The sequence below is a fragment of the Saccharothrix australiensis genome, assembly GCF_003634935.1.
GTDB classification, from domain to species: domain Bacteria; phylum Actinomycetota; class Actinomycetes; order Mycobacteriales; family Pseudonocardiaceae; genus Actinosynnema; species Actinosynnema australiense.
Window position 1 is genome coordinate 23,189 of sequence record NZ_RBXO01000001.1, and the last position, 18,456, is coordinate 41,644.

The following is an 18,456-nucleotide window of genomic DNA, read 5'->3' on the forward strand; positions in this document are numbered from 1 at the left end:
ACTACTCACGGCCTACCATCGGGTTCGTGGACACCGCTAGCGGCCCGAAGGCCCTGCGCAAGACACTGCACGACCGCGGCATGCGGATGACGCCCCAGCGCCAGCTCGTGCTGGACGCGGTGCGCGAACTCGGCCACGCCACCCCGGAGCAGATCTGCCGCCGGGTGCGCGTCACCGCGCCGACCGTGAACATCACGACGATCTACCGGACGCTGGACCTGCTGGACCGGCTCGGCATGGTGCGGCACACCCACCTGGGTCACGGCGCGCCTACCTACTCGGTGGACGAGCACGAGCACGTGCACCTGGTGTGCCACCGGTGCGGGCACATCGACGAGGCGCCGTGCGAGGCGCTGACGCACCTCGGCGGAACACTGAGGGCCGACTACGGGTTCGAACTGGACGCAAGCCACCTCGCGCTGTCCGGCACCTGCCGAGACTGCTTGAAGGAGAACTCGTGACGTCACCGCTGCTGTCCGTGCCCGGAGCTGTCGCCCCGTTCGAGGGCGCCGTCGACCAGGGCGTGCCCTGGCACTTCGGCGACCCGTTCGCGGAACAACGGTCGGCGGCGCGGTCGGTCGCGGTGTTCGACCGGTCCCACCGGGCCGTGCTGGCGGTGCCCGGCGACGACCGGCTCACCTGGCTGCACTCGCTGACCAGCCAGCACTTCGAGGCGCTCGGCGAGGACCGCGGCACCGAGGCGCTGGTCCTGGACGTGCAGGGGCGGGTCGAGCACCACGCCGTGGCGGCGAACGTCGGCGGCGCGGTTTACCTCGACACCGAGGCGGCGACCGCGCCCGCGCTGCTCTCGTACCTGACCAAGATGGTGTTCTGGTCGAAGGTCGAGCCGCGGGACGCGACGGCCGAGCTGGCCGTCCTGTCCGCGGTCGGGCCGGAGGTCGCCGGGCTGCTCGCCCGGCTGGGGGTGCCGGTGCCGGACGGGTCGGGCGTGGCGGCGCTGCCCGGCGGCGGTTTCGTCCGGCGGATGCCGTGGCCCGGCCACGACGCGGCCGACCTGGTGGTGCCCCGGGGGTCGCTGGTCGAGTGGTGGGGCCGGCTCACCGACGGCGGCGCGCGACCGGCGGGCAGCTGGGCGTTCGAGGCGCTGCGCGTCGAGGCGCTGCGGCCCCGGCTGGGCGTGGACACCGACGAGCGGACCATCCCGCACGAGGTGAACTGGATCGGTTCGGCCGTCCACCTGGACAAGGGCTGCTACCGGGGCCAGGAGACGGTGTCGAAGGTGCACAACGTCGGCCGCCCGCCCCGGCGGATGCTGCTGCTGCACCTGGACGGCTCGCGCGAGGTCCAGCCGGAGACCGGCGACCCGGTGCTCGTCGGCGACCGCGTGGTGGGCCGCGTCGGCTCGGTCGCGCTGCACCACGAGCTGGGGCCGATCGCGCTGGCGCTGGTCAAGCGGTCGGTGCCGGTGGAGACCGAACTGCTGGTCGGCGCCGAGGACCGGGTCGTGCAGGCGGCCGTCGACCCCGACTCCGTGCCGCCGGACACCCCCGGCCTCGGGCGGGAGGCAGCCCGCAACCTCGGGCGGTAGCCGGGTCGGGCGGCGCGGGTTCTGTGCCAGGATCACGACATGCCCCGACCCGGTTCCCACGGCACGCTGCTCACCGTCGCCCCCACCGGGGCCGAGCACGCCAAGGCCGACGTGCCGCAGCTGCCCGTCACCCTCGACGAGCTGGTCGCCACCGCGCAGGCGTGCGAGCAGGTCGGTGCGGCGATGGTCCACGTCCACATCCGGGGCGAGGACACCCGGCCGACGCTCGACCTCGGCCGGCTCAGGGACACCGTGCAGGCGCTGCGGGAGCAGACGTCGCTCGTCGTCCAGCTGTCCACGGGCGGCGCGGTGACCGACCCGGAGGCGGACCGGCTGCGCGTGCTGGACGCGCTGCCCGACTCGGCCTCCTGCACGATGGGCACGGTGAACTTCGGCGACGACGTCTTCCTGAACCGCTGGGAGTTCGTGGTCGCCCTGCACAAGGGGATGCAGGAACGCGGGATCGCGCCCGAGTACGAGATCTTCGACCTCGGCCAGCTCGCCTCGCTGCGCAGGCTGCTGGACCGGCACGGCCTGCCCGCGGGCGGGAAGGTGCACGTCGACCTGGTGATGGGGGTGCCGGGCGGCATGCCGGGTGACGCGGAGACGCTGGTCGCGGCGCTGCGCCTGCTGCCGGACGGCGCGTCGTTCTCGGCCACCGGCATCGGCCGGACGTCCCTGCCCGTGCTGCTGGCGGCGCTGAGCACCGGCGGTCACCTGCGGGTCGGCCTGGAGGACACCCTCAGCTACGCCAAGGGTCAGCCGGTGCGCGACAACGCGCAGCTGGTCGCCCGCGCGGCGGGTCTGGCGAAGATCGCCCAACGGCCGCCGCTGTCCCCGGACGAGGCGCGCGAGCTGCTCGGCGTGCGCGGTCCGGTACAGGTTTGAGACAACTTTGGAAGCAGGTTTGTGTTGGCGGGTGGGCAGGAACTACCTCAGGATGAGTACGTGATCGAGGTGCGTCCTGGCGGGCGCCGCCGAATCGACCGGGTGCTCGCCCCCGACTACGCGGAGGGGGTCGAGCGGCTGTCGCTCGCCGAGGTGCGCGCGCTGCGCGACGAGGCGGCGCAGGAGGAGACCGACCTGTCGTACCTCCGGCGGCTGCTGCACGCGCGGATCGACATCGTGCGGGCCGAGCAGGCGCGGCGCACCGACGGCGGTTCGGCGGTGGTGGACCAGCTGGCGACGATCCTGGCGTCGAACGCGGTGGGTCCGGCGACCGGGCTGGGCCGGTACCAGACGCAGGAGCCGTCGCGGGCGGAGGCGCACCGGCGGCACGTCGAGGCGCTGGTGTCGGACGTGGACCTGTCAGACGTGAGCGCGTTGTCGGACGACAAGCTGGACCTGGCGCTGCGGACGTTCGTGAACGAGGAGGCGTCCGTGTCGGGGCGGCGGCGCGAGGTGCAGGTCGTGGTGGACCGGTTGAACGCGGAGATCGCGGACCGGTACCAGAACGGCCGGGCTTCGGTGGACGAGCTGCTGGCGGCGGAGCGCGGGTGGCCCACGAACCCCGGTCGGGCGAAGGACTGATCTCGACTTCCGTTCCCGCCGTCCTTCCGTTCCCGCCCCTTCCGTGCCTGCTGTCCTTCCGTGCCTGCCGTTCTTCCGTGCCTGCCGTTCTTCCATTCCTGCCGTTCTTCCGTTCCCGCCGATCACCCGATCGTGATCTTGCCCCCATTCGAACTCCCGTTCGACAATGAACACCGCCGGGGCACTGGACGAGGTGGAGGAGGTGATCAGCCCTGGACGATGTACCAAGACCTGGGATGACCCTCCCGGATCGTGAGCTGTCGCCCTAGCGTGCAGGCATGGGGTACCGCTGGGTGGTCCTGGCCGTGGGCGCGCTGGCGCAGGGCACGAACGCGGCGGTGTTCCTCGGGCTCCCCGCGATCACCCCGCACCTGCGCGAGCACTTCGACCTGACGCTGCCCGAGGTCGGGTTGCTGCTGGGCGCGGTCAACCTGGGCACGATGCTCGCCCTCGTCCCGTGGGGCGCTGTCGCCGACCGCCGGGGCGAACGCCTCGTGATGGCGCTCGGTGGCGTGGGTGCGGCGTCGTGCCTGGCGTTGGCGGCCTTGGACGGCCCGGTTGTCGCCGGGCTGGCGCTGGTGGGTGTCGGCCTGTTCGGGGCGAGCGTCAACGCGGCGAGCGGTCGCGCCGTGATGACGTGGTTCCCGGCGGGTCGTCGCGGCCTGGCGATGGGCATCCGCCAGACCGCGACGCCACTCGGCGCGGCGCTGACGGCCGCGGTGCTGCCGGTGGTGGCGGTCGCGGCGGGCGTGCCGGCGGCGTTCCTGGCGCTGGCGGGGGTCACGGCCTTCGTGGCGGTGGCGGTGGCGGTCCTGGTGCGGGAACCACCGGGCGCGCCCCGCACCCGGCACCGCCACGGCGTGGTCCTGTCCGATCGCAGGCTGATCCGCCTCAGCGCGGCCGGCGGGCTGCTGGTGGTACCCCAGTTCACCGCCGCCGCGCTGCTGGTGGAACTCCTGCACCGGCGCGGCGTGCCGGTGGGCGTCGCGGCGGGCCTGTTCGCGACCGCCCAGGTGCTGGGCGGTCTGGGCAGGCTCGGCGTGGGCGTGTGGTCGGACCGGGTGCGCGACCGGGTGGGCCCGCTGAAGGCCCTGAGCGTGGTCATCGCGGCGGGGTTCGCCGTGTGCGCGGTCCTCGATGGGGCTCCGGTGTGGCTGTCGGCGGCGGTGCTGGTGCCGACGACGGCGCTGGCGCTGTGCTGGAACGGCCTGGCCGTGACGGCCGCCGCCGAACTCGCGCCGGAGGGCAGCAGCGGCACGGCGCTGGGCATGCAGAACACGGCGAGCTACCTCGGCGCGACCATCACCCCGGCCGTGGCGGGGTGGGTGGCGGTGAGCCTCGGGTGGCCGGCGGCACTGCTCCTGGCCGCCGCCGGCGCGACGGCGGCCCGCCTCCTGCTCGGCCCCACCTCCGCCAGGGGCGACCTGACCGGGCAACCGGCCGGCACCGAGCCGACCACCGCCGAGCCGACCAGCACCGAGCCGACCAGCACCGAGCCGACCACAGGGCAACCGACCACCGACAAGCCGAACTGAACCAACCCGAGCCCGCCGTCACCACAGCTCCGGCAGCGCCTTCGACACGACCGCGCCGCGCCTACCGGGATGCGCGGCGAGGTCCGCGCGTGGGCCGCCACCGCCACCGGGCAGGAGCCGCGCTCGACGGGGGTCGCGCTGGGCGGATCGGACTCGGCGGGCCGCGCTGGGTGGGCCGGGCCGCGCTGGGTGGGCCGGGCCGCGCTGGTGGGCCGGGCCGCGCTGGGTGGGCAGGGCCGCGCTGGGTGGGCAGGGGCCGGGCCGGCAGGGACACCTTCGGCGGACTCGGACTTCGGACTTCGGACTCGGACTTCGGGCTCGGGCTCGGGCTCGGGTCGGCGGACGGCGGTCCGGGTGGGTCAGCCGTGGCGTTCGCGGCGGGCCAGGTCGCCCCAGAACTCGCGCAGCCGCTCGTAGCGGAGGGCGACCTCCTCCGCGTCCCCGGCCTCCAGCGCGTCGACGATCGCGTTGACGTCCTGCGCGGACGAGTCCTCCAGCAGGTCCCTGTCCTCGATCAGCTGCACGAGCCCGCCGTAGTCCAGCTCCACCGCCGAGTCGGGCGAGAAGTGGTCGAGCCACCGCCCCGTGTCCGCGAGCACCTTGGCCGGCCCCTCGTCGCCCAGCGACCGCGACACGACCGTCCGCGCCCGCGCCACGCGCCGCCGGGCGTCCGCCATCGACGCCCGCCACGACACCTGGCGCTCGGGGTCGTCGCGGGGCGCGGGCACGATGCGGCGCGCGTTCGGGTCGAACAGGGCGAACCACGGCAGCGGCACGGTCCAGGTGGTGGAGATGACGTGGACCGCGCCGCCCGTCAGCTCCGCCATGACGGCCGAGGCCCGCGCCCGGATCGTCTCGGGGCTCACCGACAGCGCCTCGTCCTGGAGCGGGCCGGTGGAGGTCGCCAGGAAGCCCACGAGGGCCGCCGCCGACCGCGCCCGGAGGTCGAGCGGGCACACCAGGGGTCCGGGGCCCACGTCGCCGGGGACCTCCGCCGGGCTGATGGTCATCACGTCGAGCGGCGTGTCGGGCGCGACACGCCCATCGGCGCGTTCACCCGGCAGCAATCGGCGCGGCCGGGCCAGTTGTGATCGCAGCCACAGCTCCCGTTCGCGGTTCCCGGCGTCCGCCCGGCTCAAAGGGCCCGCTTCCAGGGCTTTTCGCACCTGGTCCGCCAACGGCGGGTCAAGAGCCGACAGCGGTTCGTACACCCTGAGGTAGGCGACGAACGGTCTAGGCACCCGCGCATCCTCCCACGCGGAGAATTGGCGGCACGTGTCACGCCTACCGCGTCGCGAGGAACCCCTTCGACACGGTACGGTAGTTACCAGGAACTAGTTGTCGAGACGAGTGGGGCCGCCGTTCCCCCGGCCGCCCCCGTCCCTGTGCGAGGGGGTCGAGCCATGGGGCGCGGCCGAGCGAAGGCCAAGCAGACGAAGGTGGCGAGGGAGCTGAAGTACAGCTCTCACAACACCGACTTTGACGCCTTGCAACGCGAGCTGTCCGGCGATTCCGACGGTGGCCGTCGTAGTAGCGATGATCGCTACGACGACCCGTCGGACGACGAGTACGACGACTACCGTCGCTGACACACCGAGATCCGCTGAAGAGGTTGGGCTGCCGGTTCCGCACCGGCAGCCCGACCTTTGACGCGGCGCCTAGAACGCCCTGGCGTACTGCCGCGGCGGAGCGATCTGCGCCCCCAGCTCCTTGGCCGCGCGCCGAGGCCAGTACGGGTCGCGCAGCAGCTCCCGCGCGAGCAGGACCAGGTCGGCCGAGCCGTCGGCGACGATGCGCTCCGCCTGCCGGGCCTCGGTGATCAGGCCGACCGCCCCGACGGGCACGTCGGCCTTCCGGCGCACGGTCTCCGCGAACGGCACCTGGTAGCCGGGGCCGACCGGGATCTCCGCCTTGGGCACGTTGCCCCCGGTCGACACGTCGATCAGGTCCGCGCCCAGTGCGGCGAGGTCGCGCGCCAGCACGACGGCGTCCTCGTCGGTCCAGCCGCCCTCGACCCAGTCGGTGGCGGACACGCGCACCAGCACCGGCACGTCCTCGCCGACCGCCTCGCGGACCGCGGCCGTCACCTCCCGCGCGAGCCTGGTCCGGTTCTCCAGCGAGCCGCCGTACCCGTCGGTCCGCCGGTTGCTCAGCGGCGACAGGAACTCGTGCACCAGGTAGCCGTGGGCGGCGTGCACCTCGACGACCTCGAAGCCGGCGGCGACGGCCCTGCGCGCCGCGGCGGCGAAGTCCGCCACGACACCCGCGATGCCCGCCTCGTCCAGCTCGACCGGCGTCCGGTACGTCCCGCTGAACGGCACGGCGCTCGGCGCGACCGGGGTCCAGCCGCCCTCCTCGTCGGGCACGCCGCCGTGCCGCGACTCGAACGGCGCGTACGTGGACGCCTTGCGGCCGGCGTGGCCCAATTGCACACCGGGCACGGAACCGTTGGCCCGGATGAAGGCGGTGATCGGCCGCCACGCCTCGACGTGGGCGTCGTCCCACAGCCCGGTGTCGTCGGGCGAGATCCGCCCGACCGCCTGCACCGCGGTCGCCTCCGACAGCACCAGGCCGGCGCCCCCCACCGCGCGCGAACCCAGGTGGACGAGGTGCCAGTCGTCGGGGAAGCCGTCACGAGCGGAGTACTGGCACATCGGGCTGACCGTGATCCGGTTCGGGAGCGTGACCGAGCGGAGGGTCAACGGGCTGAACAGCGCACTCACAAGCGTCTCCTCGGGTGGTCCGTGCGACGACGGGTCCTTCGGGCCCGCCAACAGGTCCAAGGTCCCGGATCGGACAGCTGTTCCCCGCGTGACGGCGGTCCCACCGCTCGGGAGCAGCGCAATTCCATTCGATTCGGTATTGCGCGTGCATTAGCACGTGATCTTGAATAGGAGGTCGGTACGCAAAACGCCCGCCAAGACAGGGTCAGTTACGCCCATTCGGGTGTACTGTCCGCACCACGTTCGGGGAGACCATCACTTGCCGCCCGACGCAGGTCGGTTCGAATTGAGTTCCCGCCGGTCACGACAGTAACAGGAACCACATGCTGCCCATGCCGACCATGATGACAACGGAGCCAGGGTGGCCCAGCAACAGCCTGCTGGGTCGCCTCCGCGACAACACCCGACAAGAACTGCTGAACATCGGGACGGTCGTGCGCTACACGGCCGACCGGGAGGTCATCGAGCAGGACGCGAAGGACACTCACGTCCTCCTGCTGCTCGACGGCGTGGTGAAGGTGCAGACCACCGACGAGACGGGCGACACCGCGCTGCTCGCCATCCGGGTCGCGGGCGACCTGGTGGGCGAGATGGCGGCGCTCGACCAGAAGCCCCGCTCGGCCACCGTCGTGACGTGCGGTGACGTCGTCGCCAAGTTGATCACCAGCGGCGAGCTGATGACCTTCCTGCACCGGCGCAACGACGTGTTCGTGGAACTGATCGGGATGATCAACGACCGGCTGCGCTGGGCCAACCAGCGCCGCCGCGATTTCCTGTCCCACCCCGCCGCCGAACGGGTGGCCAGGGTGCTCGCGGAATTGGTGCAGACCTACGGCCGGGAGGAGGCCGCGGGCTGGACGCTCGGAATTCCGCTGACCAAGGTCGAACTCGCCTCCATCGCCGGGATGAAGCCCAGAACGGCGGAGAAGGCGTTCAGCGATCTGCGCAAAGCAGGGGTGGTCGTCAGCCACCTCCGACGTGATGTACTGGTGCCCGACCTGGAAAACCTGCGAAAATTCGCGGGCATCTGAAGAACTGTCCGCAGTTCTGCGGTTCCCGACCCCCGGCGCGGCACCTCGCCGCGGCTCCGCGCTCCGGGCGACCCCACGCGCGGTGGCGCGCCCGCACCACGTCGAAAGGCCGAGCCCATGAGTCCTGCCACCTTCCGACGCAGCCTGCTGGTCTGCTGCGACCTGCGGCGCTACGGCGCGGCTGACGACCGGTTGCAGCGTGACCTGCAGGAACTGCTGGTCCGCAGCCTCGACCGGGCGGGTGAGGAGGCCGGCCTCGACCGGTCGACGTGGCACCGCCAGGCCAAGGGCGACGAGGAGTGGGCGGTGCTGCCGCCGGACGCGCCCGAGCACGTCGTCGTCGACCGCTACGTCCGCGCGCTCAACGCGGAACTGTCCGCGTCGAACCGCTACCGGGTGCCCGAGGCACGCGCCCGGATGCGCCTCGCGATCCACCACGGCGCGGTGGTCGACGGCGCGAACGGATTCCCCGGCCAGGATTCCGTGCTCGTCTCACGTCTGCTGAACAGCGAACCGGCGCACCTCGCGCTGGAGCAATTCCCGGACGCCGATCTCGTCGTGGTGCTGTCCGAGATCGTCTATTCCACGTTGGTGCTGGCCGGGCACACCACGCTGAGCCCCGCCGACTTCCGCCGGGTCGAAGTGGTGGAGAAGACCTTCCGCGGCCACGGCTGGATGTGGATACCCGACGGCGACGTGCACGCGTTGCGCCTCGACGGCCCGCCGGCCGGGCACGCGACGCCGACCGTCGACCAGCACGCCGTCGCGAGCGGCGGGTCGACGGTGGTCCAGGCCGGCCGCGACGCGCACGTGCCGACCTGGCAGCGCGCCGACGTCATGCAGTACTTCGACCGCAACGACCAGCGCGGCTCGCACTTCGGCCCCACCTACCGCGAGGGCGGTAGAGCCGATTGAGCCGGGGAGGACCGCAGGTGCGTGAGGAACCGCTCCGGCTGCTGGCCGGCGTCGTCGCGAGCGCGTTGGCCAAGTCGGCGGACACCGATCAGTGGCCCGACCTGCGCGCACGGGTGGTGGCGGTGCTCGCGCCGACGCTGGTCGACGTGGTCAGCGCGCGGTTGGACGAGGCGCGCAGGCGGGTCGTGACCGCGCCCGGGGTGCGGCTGGAGCAGGCGCGGGCCGAGTTCACGACGGAGTGGCGCGGCTCGATCCACACGATGCTGTGGCAGCAGCCGGAGGCGGCCACGTCGCTGCGCGAGGTGCTGAACGCGGTGAGCCCGCGCCTGCCCCGGGTGACGGGCGAGGGCGAAGCCGTGCCGCACGCCGCGGCGTACGCGGTGCACCAGACCGGTCGGGAGCAGGCCGGTCGGAACCAGGCCGGTCGAGGTCAGGCCGGTCGAGGTCAGGCCGGTCGAGGTCAAGCCGGTCGAGGTCAGGCCGGCTGGGACCAGGCAGGCAGGGACCAGGCCGGCAGGGGCGGGGTCGGCTGGGACCAGGCCGGGCGAGGCGGGACCGGCCGGGAGCAGGTCGGGCGGGAGCAGGTCGGCAGGGCTCGGGTTCGCCTGGACCAGGTCGGCCGGGGTCGGGGCACTGCCGCGCGGTGATCGCGGCCCGCCCCGCTCACCCGGTCCGCTCACCCCGCCCCGCTCAGCCGATCAGCGGGCCGACCAGCGGACCCGCCGGTCACCCGTCGCCGCCCCGCAGCTCGTGCGCCAGCTCGTCCAGCTCGTCGGAACCGCCCGCCATCTGCCTGGCCAGCTCGTCGGGGCCGATCTCCGACTTCTCGTGCGCGCCCAGCACCCGCCCGCGCCTGAGCAGCAGGAACCGGTCCCCCACCGGGTACGCGTGGTGCGGGTTGTGGGTGATCAGCACGACGCCCAGGCCCCGGTCGCGGGCCCGCGCCACGTGCCTGAGCACCAGCCCGGCCTGCTTCACGCCCAGCGCGGCGGTCGGCTCGTCCAGCACCAGCACCTTCGCCCCGAGGTGGACGGCCCGCGCGATCGCCACGCACTGCCGCTCGCCACCGGACAGCGTGCCCACCGGCTGCTCCACGTCCCGGACGTCGATGCCCAGGTCGGCCAGCGCGGTCCGGGTGACCTCGCGGGCCGCGCGCCGGTCGAGGAACCGCAGCGGCCCGAACCGCGCCGTCGGCTCCGAGCCGAGGACGAAGTTGCGCCACACGCTCAGCAGCGGCACGAGGGCCAGGTCCTGGTGGACGGTCGCGATGCCGCGGTCCAGCGCCTCGCGCGGCGAGGAGAACCGGGTCTCCTCGCCCTCCACCAGCAGCGCGCCGCGGTCGTGCCGGTGCACGCCGGACAAGACCTTGATCAGCGTCGACTTGCCCGCGCCGTTGTCGCCCAGCACGCACGTGACCTCGCCGGCGTGGACCACGGTGGACACGTCCCGCAGCGCGACGACGCTCCCGTAGGTCTTGCCGACGCCCCGGACCTCCAGCAACGGGCGGTGCTCGGGCGGTGTCATCGCCGCGTCCTCTCCGCCCGCCGCCGCAGGGCGTTGTTGACCAGCACGGCCGCCAGCAGCAGCACGCCGAGGAACAGCTGGAACCAGTCGCTGTCCCAGTTGGCGTAGACGATGCCCTGCCGCGCCATGCCGAAGATCAGCGCGCCGAGCGCCGCGCCCACCGCCGAACCGAACCCGCCGGTGAGCAGGCAGCCGCCGATCACCGCCGCGACGATGTACTGGAACTCCAGCCCGACGCCCTGGTTGGCCTGCACGCTGGTGAACCGCAGGATGCCGATCGTCCCGACCAGCCACGCCGCGCCCGCGGTCGTGGTGAACAGCAGGACCTTCGTGCGCCGCACGGGCACGCCGACCGCGCGGGCCGCCGCCGCCGCGCCGCCGACCGCGAAGACCCGGTTGCCGAACCGGGTGTGCGCCAGGACCACCGCGGCGACCACCGTGACCGCCACCCACCACAGGACCGACACCGGGAACGCCGTGCCGCCGACGGGGAACGTCGACGCGAACACGAACCCCGCCGACTCGTAGCCCGCCGCCGACCGCATCCCGGAGACCTGCACGGTGCCGGTGACCAACCGGGTGACACCCAGGTTCAGGCCCTGGAGCGCGAGGAACGTGCCGAGCGTGACGATGAAGCTCGGCAGGCCGGTCCGCACCACCAGCCAGCCGTTCAGCGCGCCGACCGCCAGCGCGAACACCAGCGAGGCGGCGAGCGCGAGCCACACGTGCCAGCCCAGGCGCGTCGACAGGATGGCGGTGACCAGCGCGGTGGACGCCGTCAGGACGCCGGCCGACAGGTCGAACTCGCCGCCGACCATGAGCAGCGCCACCGCCACCGCCACGATGCCGAGCGTGGAGGCGTCGTCCAGCCAGGTCGCCACGCCGCCGGGGCTCAGGAACCGCTCGGTCACCGCGGAGAAGAACGCGAACACCAGCAGCGCGCCCAGCAGCGCGCCGACCTCGGGCCGCCGGACGAGCCGGTCCAGCGGCCCGGCCGACGCGGTCCGCTCGTCCGGCGCCCGCGTGCCGGGCGCCGTCGTCCGCGCGGTCACCGGGTGCCGCGCTCGGCGTGCTCGGCGACCACGTCCACGTTGGACCGGTCCACGAATCCGGGACCGGTGAGCACCGGTCTCCCGCCGCCCACGGTATTGGCGTTGTCGCGGTACAGCTTGAGCAGCACGATCGGCAGGTAGCCCTGCTCGTACTGCTGCTGGTCGACGGCGAACAGCACGTCGCCCGCCTTGATCGCGTCCGTCACGTCGGCGTCGAGGTCGAAGGTGGCGACCACCGCCGCGGCCGACGCGCCCCGGACCGCGCGCACCGAACTGGCCGCGACCTGCGGGTTGAGCGCGAGCACGGCGTCCACCTCCGGGTCGGCCCGCAACGCCCCGCCGATGCGGGACGCCACGTCGGTCGGGCTGTTGAGGTCGACCTGGAGGTCGGTGACCGCGCCGCCGAACCCGGCCCGCGCGCCGGCGCACCGCTGGGCGAGGCCGATGTTGCCCGCCTCGTGGATCACGCACAGCAGCTTCGCCTTGCCGGCGTCCCGGAGCCGGCGGCCCGCCTGCTCGCCGGCGATGCCCTCGTCCTGGCCGACGTGCCCGATCGCGCCGAACGACGCGCTCCGGTCGCCGCCGGAGTTGACGGTGACCACCGGGATGCCCGCCGACACCGCCCTCCCGATCGACGTCTTCAGCGCGTCCGGGTTGGCCATCGACACGACGAGGCCGCCGACCTCCTGCGCCACGGCGTTGTCGATCAGCGTGGCCTGGCGTCCGGGGTCGCCGTCGGAGTGGTAGTCCACGGCGACGCCGAGCTGCCTGCCCGCGTCCGTCGCGCCGTTCTTCACCACGTTCCAGAACGCGTCGCCGGCGGTGCCGTGGGAGATCACCGCGACGCGCAGGTCACCGCCGGGCCGCGCGCCGCCCGTGCCGGCGGTCGGCGGCGGGCCGGCCGCGCTGGGCCCGGTGCAGGCGGCCAGGACGGCGAGCGAGGCGAGCGCCAGGCTCACGCGCGGTAGCCGGGTGCGCAGGGACGTCATCTGCTCTCCTCCGCGGGGACGGTGGGCTCTCCGGTCGACCGGCTCGGGCTGGGCGTCCGTCGCGCCCGGACCTCGGGCGACGGTCCCGCGCGGCCGGCGGGCGGTCGCTAGTCCCAGCCGCCGCCGCGCCTGCCCTGCTTGGTCTGCGCGCGGCGCTTCTTCTCCGCGATCCGGCGTTCCTTCGAGCCCTTGGTCGGCTTGGTCGGGCGGCGCACCGGGGGCGGAGCCGCGGCGGCGTCCCGCAGGAGCCGCGCCATCCGCTCGCGGGCCGCCGCGCGGTTCTGCAACTGGGCCCGGTGCTCGCTCGCCGCGACCGTCAGCACCCCGTCGACCAGGCGCTTCTCCAACCGCGCGAGCATCCGCGACCGCAGCCACGCGGGCACCGACGGCGAGGCGGCCAGGTCGAACGACAGCTCGACGCGGCTGTCCGCCGTGTTCACGCCCTGCCCGCCGGGACCGGAGGACCGCGAGAACCGCTCGCCCAGCTCGGCCGCCGGCACCACCAGCGTCCGCGTCACGACCAGATCCTCCGCCACGGTGACCAGGTTAGAACGTCAACCCCGGTGCGGTCGCGATCTTTGCGGCCTCTTCGACGGTCAGCGGGGTGTCCGCGCCGGTCCGGCGGCCGTGCCCGTCCTCGTTCACCGCCGTCACCGAGACGGTGCCGCCGTCCGCGGTCGCCCCGGTGACGACGATCGAGCGCGACTGCTCGTAGTGGAAGGTCTGGACCGCGACCCGGACACCGCCGACGATCCGCCACTCGCAGGTCGAGTAGGACGGGTTCACCGGGACGCAGGTGAGCCGGCGGTCGCTCATCCGGATCAGCACCGTCCCCTTCCGGTCACCCGTCAGCTCGGCCGCGGCGCGGTACTCGTTCCAGCCGATGAAGAACTCCCACGGGAGGTCCGTCGCACCCCGCCCGCCCTTGGCCGGCACGGGCGGCAGCGCGCCGGAGTGGGCCAGCACCGCGGTCAGCTCGGCGGCGCGCCGCTCGGACAGCGGTTTGGCGGGCGGTGGCAGCGTGACGTCGGGCGGACCGGTCGGCGGCCGGCGCGCCGAGGGCGGCGGGGCGGACGAGGTCGAGGGCGCGGTGGTCACGATGTCGGACGGCGGCGGCGTGCCCGCGTCGACGCCCGGCCCGCGAGCGCCGAGCGCCAGGGGCAGGGATGCCGCCGCGACCGCGACGAGGACGGCGGCGGCCGTCGCGGAGCGCCGCAGGGCCACCCGGCGGCGGCCGGCCCGCACGATCGCCGCCGCGTCCAGCCGCGACGGCGGTTCGTCCGCGAGCGCGGTCGCCAGCACGTGCTTGATGTCGGTCACGCCCGCTCCTCGACCACGTGGTGCCCGAGCAGTCGGCGGAGCGTGGCGAGGCCCTTCGCCGCCTGGCTCTTCACGGTTCCCTCGGACCGACCGAGGAGGCGGGCGGTGTCCGCGACGCTGAGGTCCTCCCAGTACCGGAGCACGACGACGGCCCGCTGGCCGGCCGGGAGGGCGGCCAGCGCGTCCCGGACGTCGAAGTCGGCGGGGTCCGCGCCGGGCACCGGCGTCTCGGGCAGCGACGCCACGACCGTCTCCCGGCGGCGGAACCCGCGGCGCGACTCGTCGATCGCCGTGCGGACCAGGACCTTGCGGGCGTAGGCGTCGAGCGGACCGTCCCGACCCAGGCGGGGCCACGCGACGTAAAGCCTGGTCAGGGCGGTCTGCACCAGGTCCTCGGCGCGGTGCCAGTCACCGCACAGCAGGTACGCGGTCCGCCGCAAGGCCGGCGCGCGGGCGTCCACGAACTCCGCGAAGTCGCTGTCGCGCTCCACTCCGCCCTCCCTCGGTCACCGCTCCATACGGAACGGCCGGTGCGGGAGGTTGCCTCCGGCGGCGCGGAACACCCGCGCGGACCGACCGGTGGGCGGCACCGGGCACGCGGCCGGGCGGGGGACGCCCGCCCGGCCGCGTGCCCGTCAGAACCTCGGGTGGTCGCCGACCAGCGCGGTCGGCTCCTCGGACCGGCCCACCTCGCCCAGCACCCACGCGGGCACGTGGCGGGCGGTCAGCACGGCCAGTGCGCGGTCCACGTCCTCCGGGGACACGACGGCCACCATGCCGATGCCCATGTTGAACGTCTGCTCCATCTCCTCGCGGTCGACCCGGCCGCGCTGCGCGATCATCGCGAACACCGGGGCCGGCGTCCACGTGCCGCGGTCCAGGCGGGCGTGCAGGCCCTCCGGCAGCACGCGCGCCAGGTTCGCCGCCAGGCCGCCGCCCGTGATGTGGGCGAACGTCCGCACCTCGGCCTCCGCCGCCAGCGCCAGGCAGTCCTTCGCGTAGATGCGGGTCGGCTCCAGCAGCTCCTCGCCGAGGGTCCGCCCGAACTCCTCCACGTGCCCGGACAGCGGCATCCGCGCGATCTCCAGCAGCACGTGCCGCGCCAGCGAGTACCCGTTCGAGTGCAGCCCGGACGAGCCGAGGGCGATCACCACGTCGCCGTCGCGCACCCGTTCCGGCCCGAGCATCGCGGACGCCTCCACGACGCCGACGCCCGTGCCGGAGATGTCGTAGTCGTCCTCGCCCATCAGGCCGGGGTGCTCGGCGGTCTCGCCGCCCAGCAGCGCGCACCCGGCCAGCACGCAGCCCTCCGAGATGCCCTTGACCAGCGCGGCGACCTTGTCCGGCACCACGCGGCCGACCGCGATGTAGTCCTGGAGGAACAGCGGCTCGGCGCCGCAGACGACCAGGTCGTCCACCACCATCGCCACCAGGTCGATGCCGATGGTGTCGTGCTTGTCCAGCGCCTGCGCGACCGCGATCTTCGTGCCGACGCCGTCCGTGGACGACGCGAGCACCGGCTCCTTCCAGCGGTCCAGCCGCAGCTTGAACAGGCCCGCGAACCCGCCGATGCCGCCGAGGACCTCGGGCCGGTGCGCCTTCGCCGCCCAGGGCTTGAGCTTCTCCACCGCCTCGTCACCCGCGGTGATGCTTACTCCGGCGGCGGCGTAGGTGGCCTTGGCGGTGTCGGTCACGTCACTGGCTTCCATTGTCTGCGGGCATCCATTCAGGGCCGTCGGAGGGCGTCCTCGGCACCGTACCCGTTCGCCAGCACGGGAGCGGCCGAGCCCGCGACACCCCGGATGCCTTCCAACAGGTGCTTGCCGATCAGCGCGTCCTCGGGCAGCGGGATTGGGTAGTCGCCGTCGAAGCACGCCGTGCACAGGCGCGTCTTGGGCTGCTCGCTGGCGGCCACGAGCTGCTCCAGCGACACGTAGCCCAGCGAGTCGGACCCGATGGAGCGGCGGATGCCGTCGTCGTCCAGGCCGTTCGCGATCAGCTCGGCGCGGGACGCGAAGTCGATGCCGTAGAAGCAGGGCCACTTGACCGGCGGCGACGCGATCCGGACGTGCACCTCGACCGCGCCCGCCTCGCGCAGCATCCGCACCAGGGCGCGCTGCGTGTTGCCGCGCACGATCGAGTCGTCCACCACGACCAGCCGCTTGCCGCGGATCACGTCCCGCAGCGGGTTGAGCTTGAGCCGGATGCCGAGCTGGCGGATGGTCTGCGACGGCTGGATGAACGTGCGGCCCACGTAGGCGTTCTTGACCAGCCCCGACCCGTACGGGATGCCGCTGGCCTGTGCGTAGCCGATGGCGGCCGGCGTGCCGGACTCGGGCACCGGGATCACCAGGTCGGCGTCCGCCGGGTGCTCCTGCGCGAGCCGGCGGCCGATCTCCACGCGCGTGGCGTGCACCGAGCGCCCGGCGATCGTCGTGTCCGGCCGCGCCAGGTAGACGTACTCGAAGACGCAGCCCTTGGGCTCCGGTGCGGCGAACCGGCTGGAGCGCAGGCCGTTCTCGTCGATGGCGATCAGCTCGCCCGGCTCGACCTCGCGGACGAACGACGCGCCCACGATGTCCAGCGCGGCGGTCTCGCTCGCCACCACCCAGCCGCGTTCCAGCCTGCCGAGCACCAGCGGGCGCACGCCCTGCGGGTCACGGGCCGCGTACAGCGTCGACTCGTCCGAGAACGCGAGGCAGAACGCGCCGCGCAGGGTCGGGAGCAGCTGCATCGCGGCCTGCTCGATGCCGATGTCGGCCGCCGCCGCGGCGAGCAGCCCGCACACCACGTCGGAGTCGGTGGTCGCGCCGTGCCGGGTGTCGACGCCCAGCTCGCGGGCCTTCGCCAGCAGCTCGGCGGTGTTCACCAGGTTGCCGTTGTGGCCCAGCGACAGGCCGGAGCCGGTGGCCGTGGTGCGGAACGTCGGCTGCGCGTTCTCCCACGTCGTGGAGCCCGTGGTGGAGTACCGGCAGTGGCCGACCGCGACGTGGCCGTGCAGGGACGACAGCACCTGCTCGTCGAACACCTGGCTGACCAGGCCGAGGTCCTTGAAGACGACCACCTGGCTGCCGTCGCCGACGGAAATGCCCGCCGCCTCCTGGCCGCGGTGCTGGAGCGCGTAGAGGCCGTAGTAGGTGAGCTTGGCGACGTCCTCGCCGGGAGCCCACACGCCGAACACTCCGCACTCCTCGCGGGGCTCTTGCTCTTCGGTGTCGTTTCGGCCGGTTGCTGACGGGTCGGTGACCACCGAGTGCTCCCTAGCGACGAGGTCGGGCTGCACCTGCGAGTGTAAGGCGAACGGGGGGTGAACCACCCCTACCGGGGCCCACGGGAAGTGACGAAACGCACCCTCGACGGCGGAGCCCGTCCCCCGACCGGAGCCATGCACCGGCCCGTGACCACCACCCCGCCGAGCACTCCGGCGCGCGGCACACCGGCAGAAGGGTGACCACGAACACGAAGCAAGGGTTTCGCGCCGGTCGCGGTGCCCGGCCCCCGGCGAGGGGTCCGGGCACCGAGCCGTCAGTCCAGCCGCAACACGCCCAGCACGTCCCGATCGCCCTCGGCGGGCAGCGGCACCCGTCCCCACAGCCCGTAGTGCACGATCACGGCCTCACCGCTGACCAGCGCGTCGGTCTCCTCGCCGGGCCACGCGGCCCGCACCTCGGGCACCGAGCCGGGCTCCAGCCGGACCACCCACGCCTCCGGGACGTCGGTCAGCCGCACCAGCGCCGTGCCCTTGGCGGTGGGCGGCACGTCGGCGGCGTACTTCGCGGCCAGCAGCGTCCCCAGCGACTCCTCGATGCCGTCGACGGCGAAGTCCGCGTCGCCGGGCACGAGCGACCGCAGCGCGGCCTGCGCGTCCCACCGCCGCAGGTCGACCTCGTGCGCGATGCGGCGGTGCCACACCCACGCCAGGTCGGGCGAGGCGGGCGAGAACGTCCAGGCGGGCCGGTTGCCCGGCACGGCGGGCAGCACCTCGGCGGCCAGCGCGAGCTGCGCGTCCAGGTACTCCAGCGGCACCACGTCCACCGGCACCGGCGGCAGCCGCAACCGCGCGGTGCTGCCGCTGCGCAGGTACTCCAGCGAGGTCTGGAGGAACCGGCCGACGTGCAGGACGAGCTCGGTGAACGTCCAGCCGGGGCAGCTCGGCACCGCCGCGGCCGGGTCGGCCTCGCCGACCGCCGCGCGGAACATCGCCGCCTGCCTGGTGAACTCGTCCGTCCACCGCTGGGTGTGCCAACCACCGGCCACGCGTTTCCTCCTAGCTGTGCCGTCCGCGCCA

Annotated in this window: 20 protein-coding genes; 9 read left to right on the forward strand and 11 right to left on the reverse strand. The window is 73.8% G+C overall.

The annotated features are described in order from the left end of the window. Positions 1–26: 26 nt before the first annotated feature. From C8E97_RS00120 to C8E97_RS00140, 5 genes are all read left to right on the forward strand, one after another. Positions 27–461 (forward strand): Fur family transcriptional regulator, encoded by a 435-nt coding sequence (locus C8E97_RS00120; RefSeq protein ID WP_246018574.1) that lies wholly within the window; start codon positions 27–29, stop codon positions 459–461. After that, positions 458–1,549 (forward strand): CAF17-like 4Fe-4S cluster assembly/insertion protein YgfZ, encoded by a 1,092-nt coding sequence (gene ygfZ, locus C8E97_RS00125; RefSeq protein ID WP_121000450.1) that lies wholly within the window; start codon positions 458–460, stop codon positions 1,547–1,549. Before C8E97_RS00120 ends, ygfZ begins: the two co-directional genes overlap by 4 nt. A gap of 39 nt (positions 1,550–1,588) precedes the next feature. Continuing rightward, a complete protein-coding gene (locus C8E97_RS00130; protein WP_121000452.1) occupies positions 1,589–2,437 on the forward strand; it encodes a beta-keto acid cleavage family enzyme in 849 nt (282 codons plus the stop codon). A 60-nt stretch (positions 2,438–2,497) separates the two neighbouring features. After that, positions 2,498–3,079, forward strand: a complete 582-nt coding sequence (locus C8E97_RS00135; RefSeq protein WP_121000454.1) for an RsiG family protein — start codon at positions 2,498–2,500, stop codon at positions 3,077–3,079. Between the two features lie 278 nt (positions 3,080–3,357). Next, positions 3,358–4,614, forward strand: coding sequence for an MFS transporter (locus C8E97_RS00140; RefSeq protein ID WP_246018575.1), 1,257 nt, complete (start codon positions 3,358–3,360; stop codon positions 4,612–4,614). A gap of 359 nt (positions 4,615–4,973) precedes the next feature. On the opposite strand, the gene C8E97_RS00145 is transcribed toward C8E97_RS00140, so the two are convergent. Then, positions 4,974–5,855: a DUF8083 family protein gene (locus tag C8E97_RS00145; RefSeq protein WP_121000456.1), complete on the reverse strand. Its 882-nt coding sequence runs from the start codon at positions 5,853–5,855 to the stop codon at positions 4,974–4,976. Between the two features lie 162 nt (positions 5,856–6,017). Between C8E97_RS00145 and C8E97_RS00150 the strand changes: the two genes are divergently transcribed. Beyond that, entirely contained in the window at positions 6,018–6,203 is a 186-nt protein-coding gene (locus tag C8E97_RS00150; protein WP_121000458.1) for a DUF3073 domain-containing protein, read from the forward strand. A 69-nt stretch (positions 6,204–6,272) separates the two neighbouring features. Here the strand turns inward: C8E97_RS00150 and C8E97_RS00155 are convergent, their stop codons facing one another. Continuing rightward, a complete protein-coding gene (locus tag C8E97_RS00155; protein WP_121000459.1) occupies positions 6,273–7,337 on the reverse strand; it encodes an NADH:flavin oxidoreductase/NADH oxidase in 1,065 nt (354 codons plus the stop codon). 323 nt (positions 7,338–7,660) lie between these two features. On the opposite strand from C8E97_RS00155, the gene C8E97_RS00160 reads away from it, so the two are divergent. From C8E97_RS00160 to C8E97_RS00170, 3 genes are all read left to right on the forward strand, one after another. Next, positions 7,661–8,368 (forward strand): Crp/Fnr family transcriptional regulator, encoded by a 708-nt coding sequence (locus tag C8E97_RS00160; RefSeq protein ID WP_121000461.1) that lies wholly within the window; start codon positions 7,661–7,663, stop codon positions 8,366–8,368. 117 nt (positions 8,369–8,485) lie between these two features. Then, the gene (locus C8E97_RS00165) at positions 8,486–9,283 is read left to right on the forward strand and encodes a hypothetical protein (protein WP_121000463.1); all 798 of its coding nucleotides are present in this window, start codon (positions 8,486–8,488) and stop codon (positions 9,281–9,283) included. A 17-nt stretch (positions 9,284–9,300) separates the two neighbouring features. Continuing rightward, a complete protein-coding gene (locus tag C8E97_RS00170; RefSeq protein WP_121000465.1) occupies positions 9,301–9,930 on the forward strand; it encodes a hypothetical protein in 630 nt (209 codons plus the stop codon). A gap of 79 nt (positions 9,931–10,009) precedes the next feature. Here C8E97_RS00170 and C8E97_RS00175 read toward each other — a convergent pair whose 3' ends face one another. The 9 genes from C8E97_RS00175 to C8E97_RS00215 form a co-directional block, all read right to left on the reverse strand. Continuing rightward, positions 10,010–10,807: an ATP-binding cassette domain-containing protein gene (locus C8E97_RS00175; protein ID WP_121000467.1), complete on the reverse strand. Its 798-nt coding sequence runs from the start codon at positions 10,805–10,807 to the stop codon at positions 10,010–10,012. Beyond that, complete coding sequence (locus tag C8E97_RS00180; protein WP_170211539.1) at positions 10,804–11,859, reverse strand: ABC transporter permease; 1,056 nt, start codon at positions 11,857–11,859, stop codon at positions 10,804–10,806. Before C8E97_RS00180 ends, C8E97_RS00175 begins: the two co-directional genes overlap by 4 nt. Continuing rightward, positions 11,856–12,848 carry a substrate-binding domain-containing protein gene (locus C8E97_RS00185; protein ID WP_121000469.1) on the reverse strand — a complete coding sequence of 331 codons (993 nt, stop codon included), beginning with the start codon at positions 12,846–12,848 and terminating at the stop codon, positions 11,856–11,858. Before C8E97_RS00185 ends, C8E97_RS00180 begins: the two co-directional genes overlap by 4 nt. Before the next feature lie 107 nt (positions 12,849–12,955). Continuing rightward, entirely contained in the window at positions 12,956–13,384 is a 429-nt protein-coding gene (gene arfB / locus C8E97_RS00190; protein ID WP_121000471.1) for an alternative ribosome rescue aminoacyl-tRNA hydrolase ArfB, read from the reverse strand. 10 nt (positions 13,385–13,394) lie between these two features. Then, positions 13,395–14,168 (reverse strand): hypothetical protein, encoded by a 774-nt coding sequence (locus tag C8E97_RS00195; RefSeq protein ID WP_121000473.1) that lies wholly within the window; start codon positions 14,166–14,168, stop codon positions 13,395–13,397. After that, positions 14,165–14,659 (reverse strand): SigE family RNA polymerase sigma factor, encoded by a 495-nt coding sequence (locus C8E97_RS00200; RefSeq protein WP_121000475.1) that lies wholly within the window; start codon positions 14,657–14,659, stop codon positions 14,165–14,167. The genes C8E97_RS00195 and C8E97_RS00200 overlap by 4 nt, the downstream gene beginning before the upstream one ends. Before the next feature lie 144 nt (positions 14,660–14,803). Then, positions 14,804–15,877 (reverse strand): phosphoribosylformylglycinamidine cyclo-ligase, encoded by a 1,074-nt coding sequence (gene purM, locus C8E97_RS00205; RefSeq protein ID WP_425470438.1) that lies wholly within the window; start codon positions 15,875–15,877, stop codon positions 14,804–14,806. A 17-nt stretch (positions 15,878–15,894) separates the two neighbouring features. After that, entirely contained in the window at positions 15,895–17,418 is a 1,524-nt protein-coding gene (purF, locus tag C8E97_RS00210; RefSeq protein WP_121000477.1) for an amidophosphoribosyltransferase, read from the reverse strand. A gap of 275 nt (positions 17,419–17,693) precedes the next feature. Further along, on the reverse strand, positions 17,694–18,425 hold the full coding sequence (locus tag C8E97_RS00215) for a maleylpyruvate isomerase N-terminal domain-containing protein (protein ID WP_121000479.1): 732 nt from the start codon (positions 18,423–18,425) through the stop codon (positions 17,694–17,696). Between the last annotated feature and the right edge of the window lie 31 nt (positions 18,426–18,456).

What these genes read in the sequence shown, in the direction of transcription:
- C8E97_RS00185 (WP_121000469.1), bottom strand. Translation starts at nt 12,848, where the DNA reads ATGACGTCCCTGCGCACCCGGCTACCGCGCGTGAGCCTGGCGCTCGCC.
- C8E97_RS00130 (WP_121000452.1), top strand. Translation starts at nt 1,589, where the DNA reads ATGCCCCGACCCGGTTCCCACGGCACGCTGCTCACCGTCGCCCCCACC.
- C8E97_RS00165 (WP_121000463.1), top strand. Translation starts at nt 8,486, where the DNA reads ATGAGTCCTGCCACCTTCCGACGCAGCCTGCTGGTCTGCTGCGACCTG.
- C8E97_RS00140 (WP_246018575.1), top strand. Translation starts at nt 3,358, where the DNA reads ATGGGGTACCGCTGGGTGGTCCTGGCCGTGGGCGCGCTGGCGCAGGGC.
- C8E97_RS00175 (WP_121000467.1), bottom strand. Translation starts at nt 10,807, where the DNA reads ATGACACCGCCCGAGCACCGCCCGTTGCTGGAGGTCCGGGGCGTCGGC.
- C8E97_RS00150 (WP_121000458.1), top strand. Translation starts at nt 6,018, where the DNA reads ATGGGGCGCGGCCGAGCGAAGGCCAAGCAGACGAAGGTGGCGAGGGAG.
- C8E97_RS00160 (WP_121000461.1), top strand. Translation starts at nt 7,661, where the DNA reads ATGCTGCCCATGCCGACCATGATGACAACGGAGCCAGGGTGGCCCAGC.
- purM (WP_425470438.1), bottom strand. Translation starts at nt 15,877, where the DNA reads ATGGAAGCCAGTGACGTGACCGACACCGCCAAGGCCACCTACGCCGCC.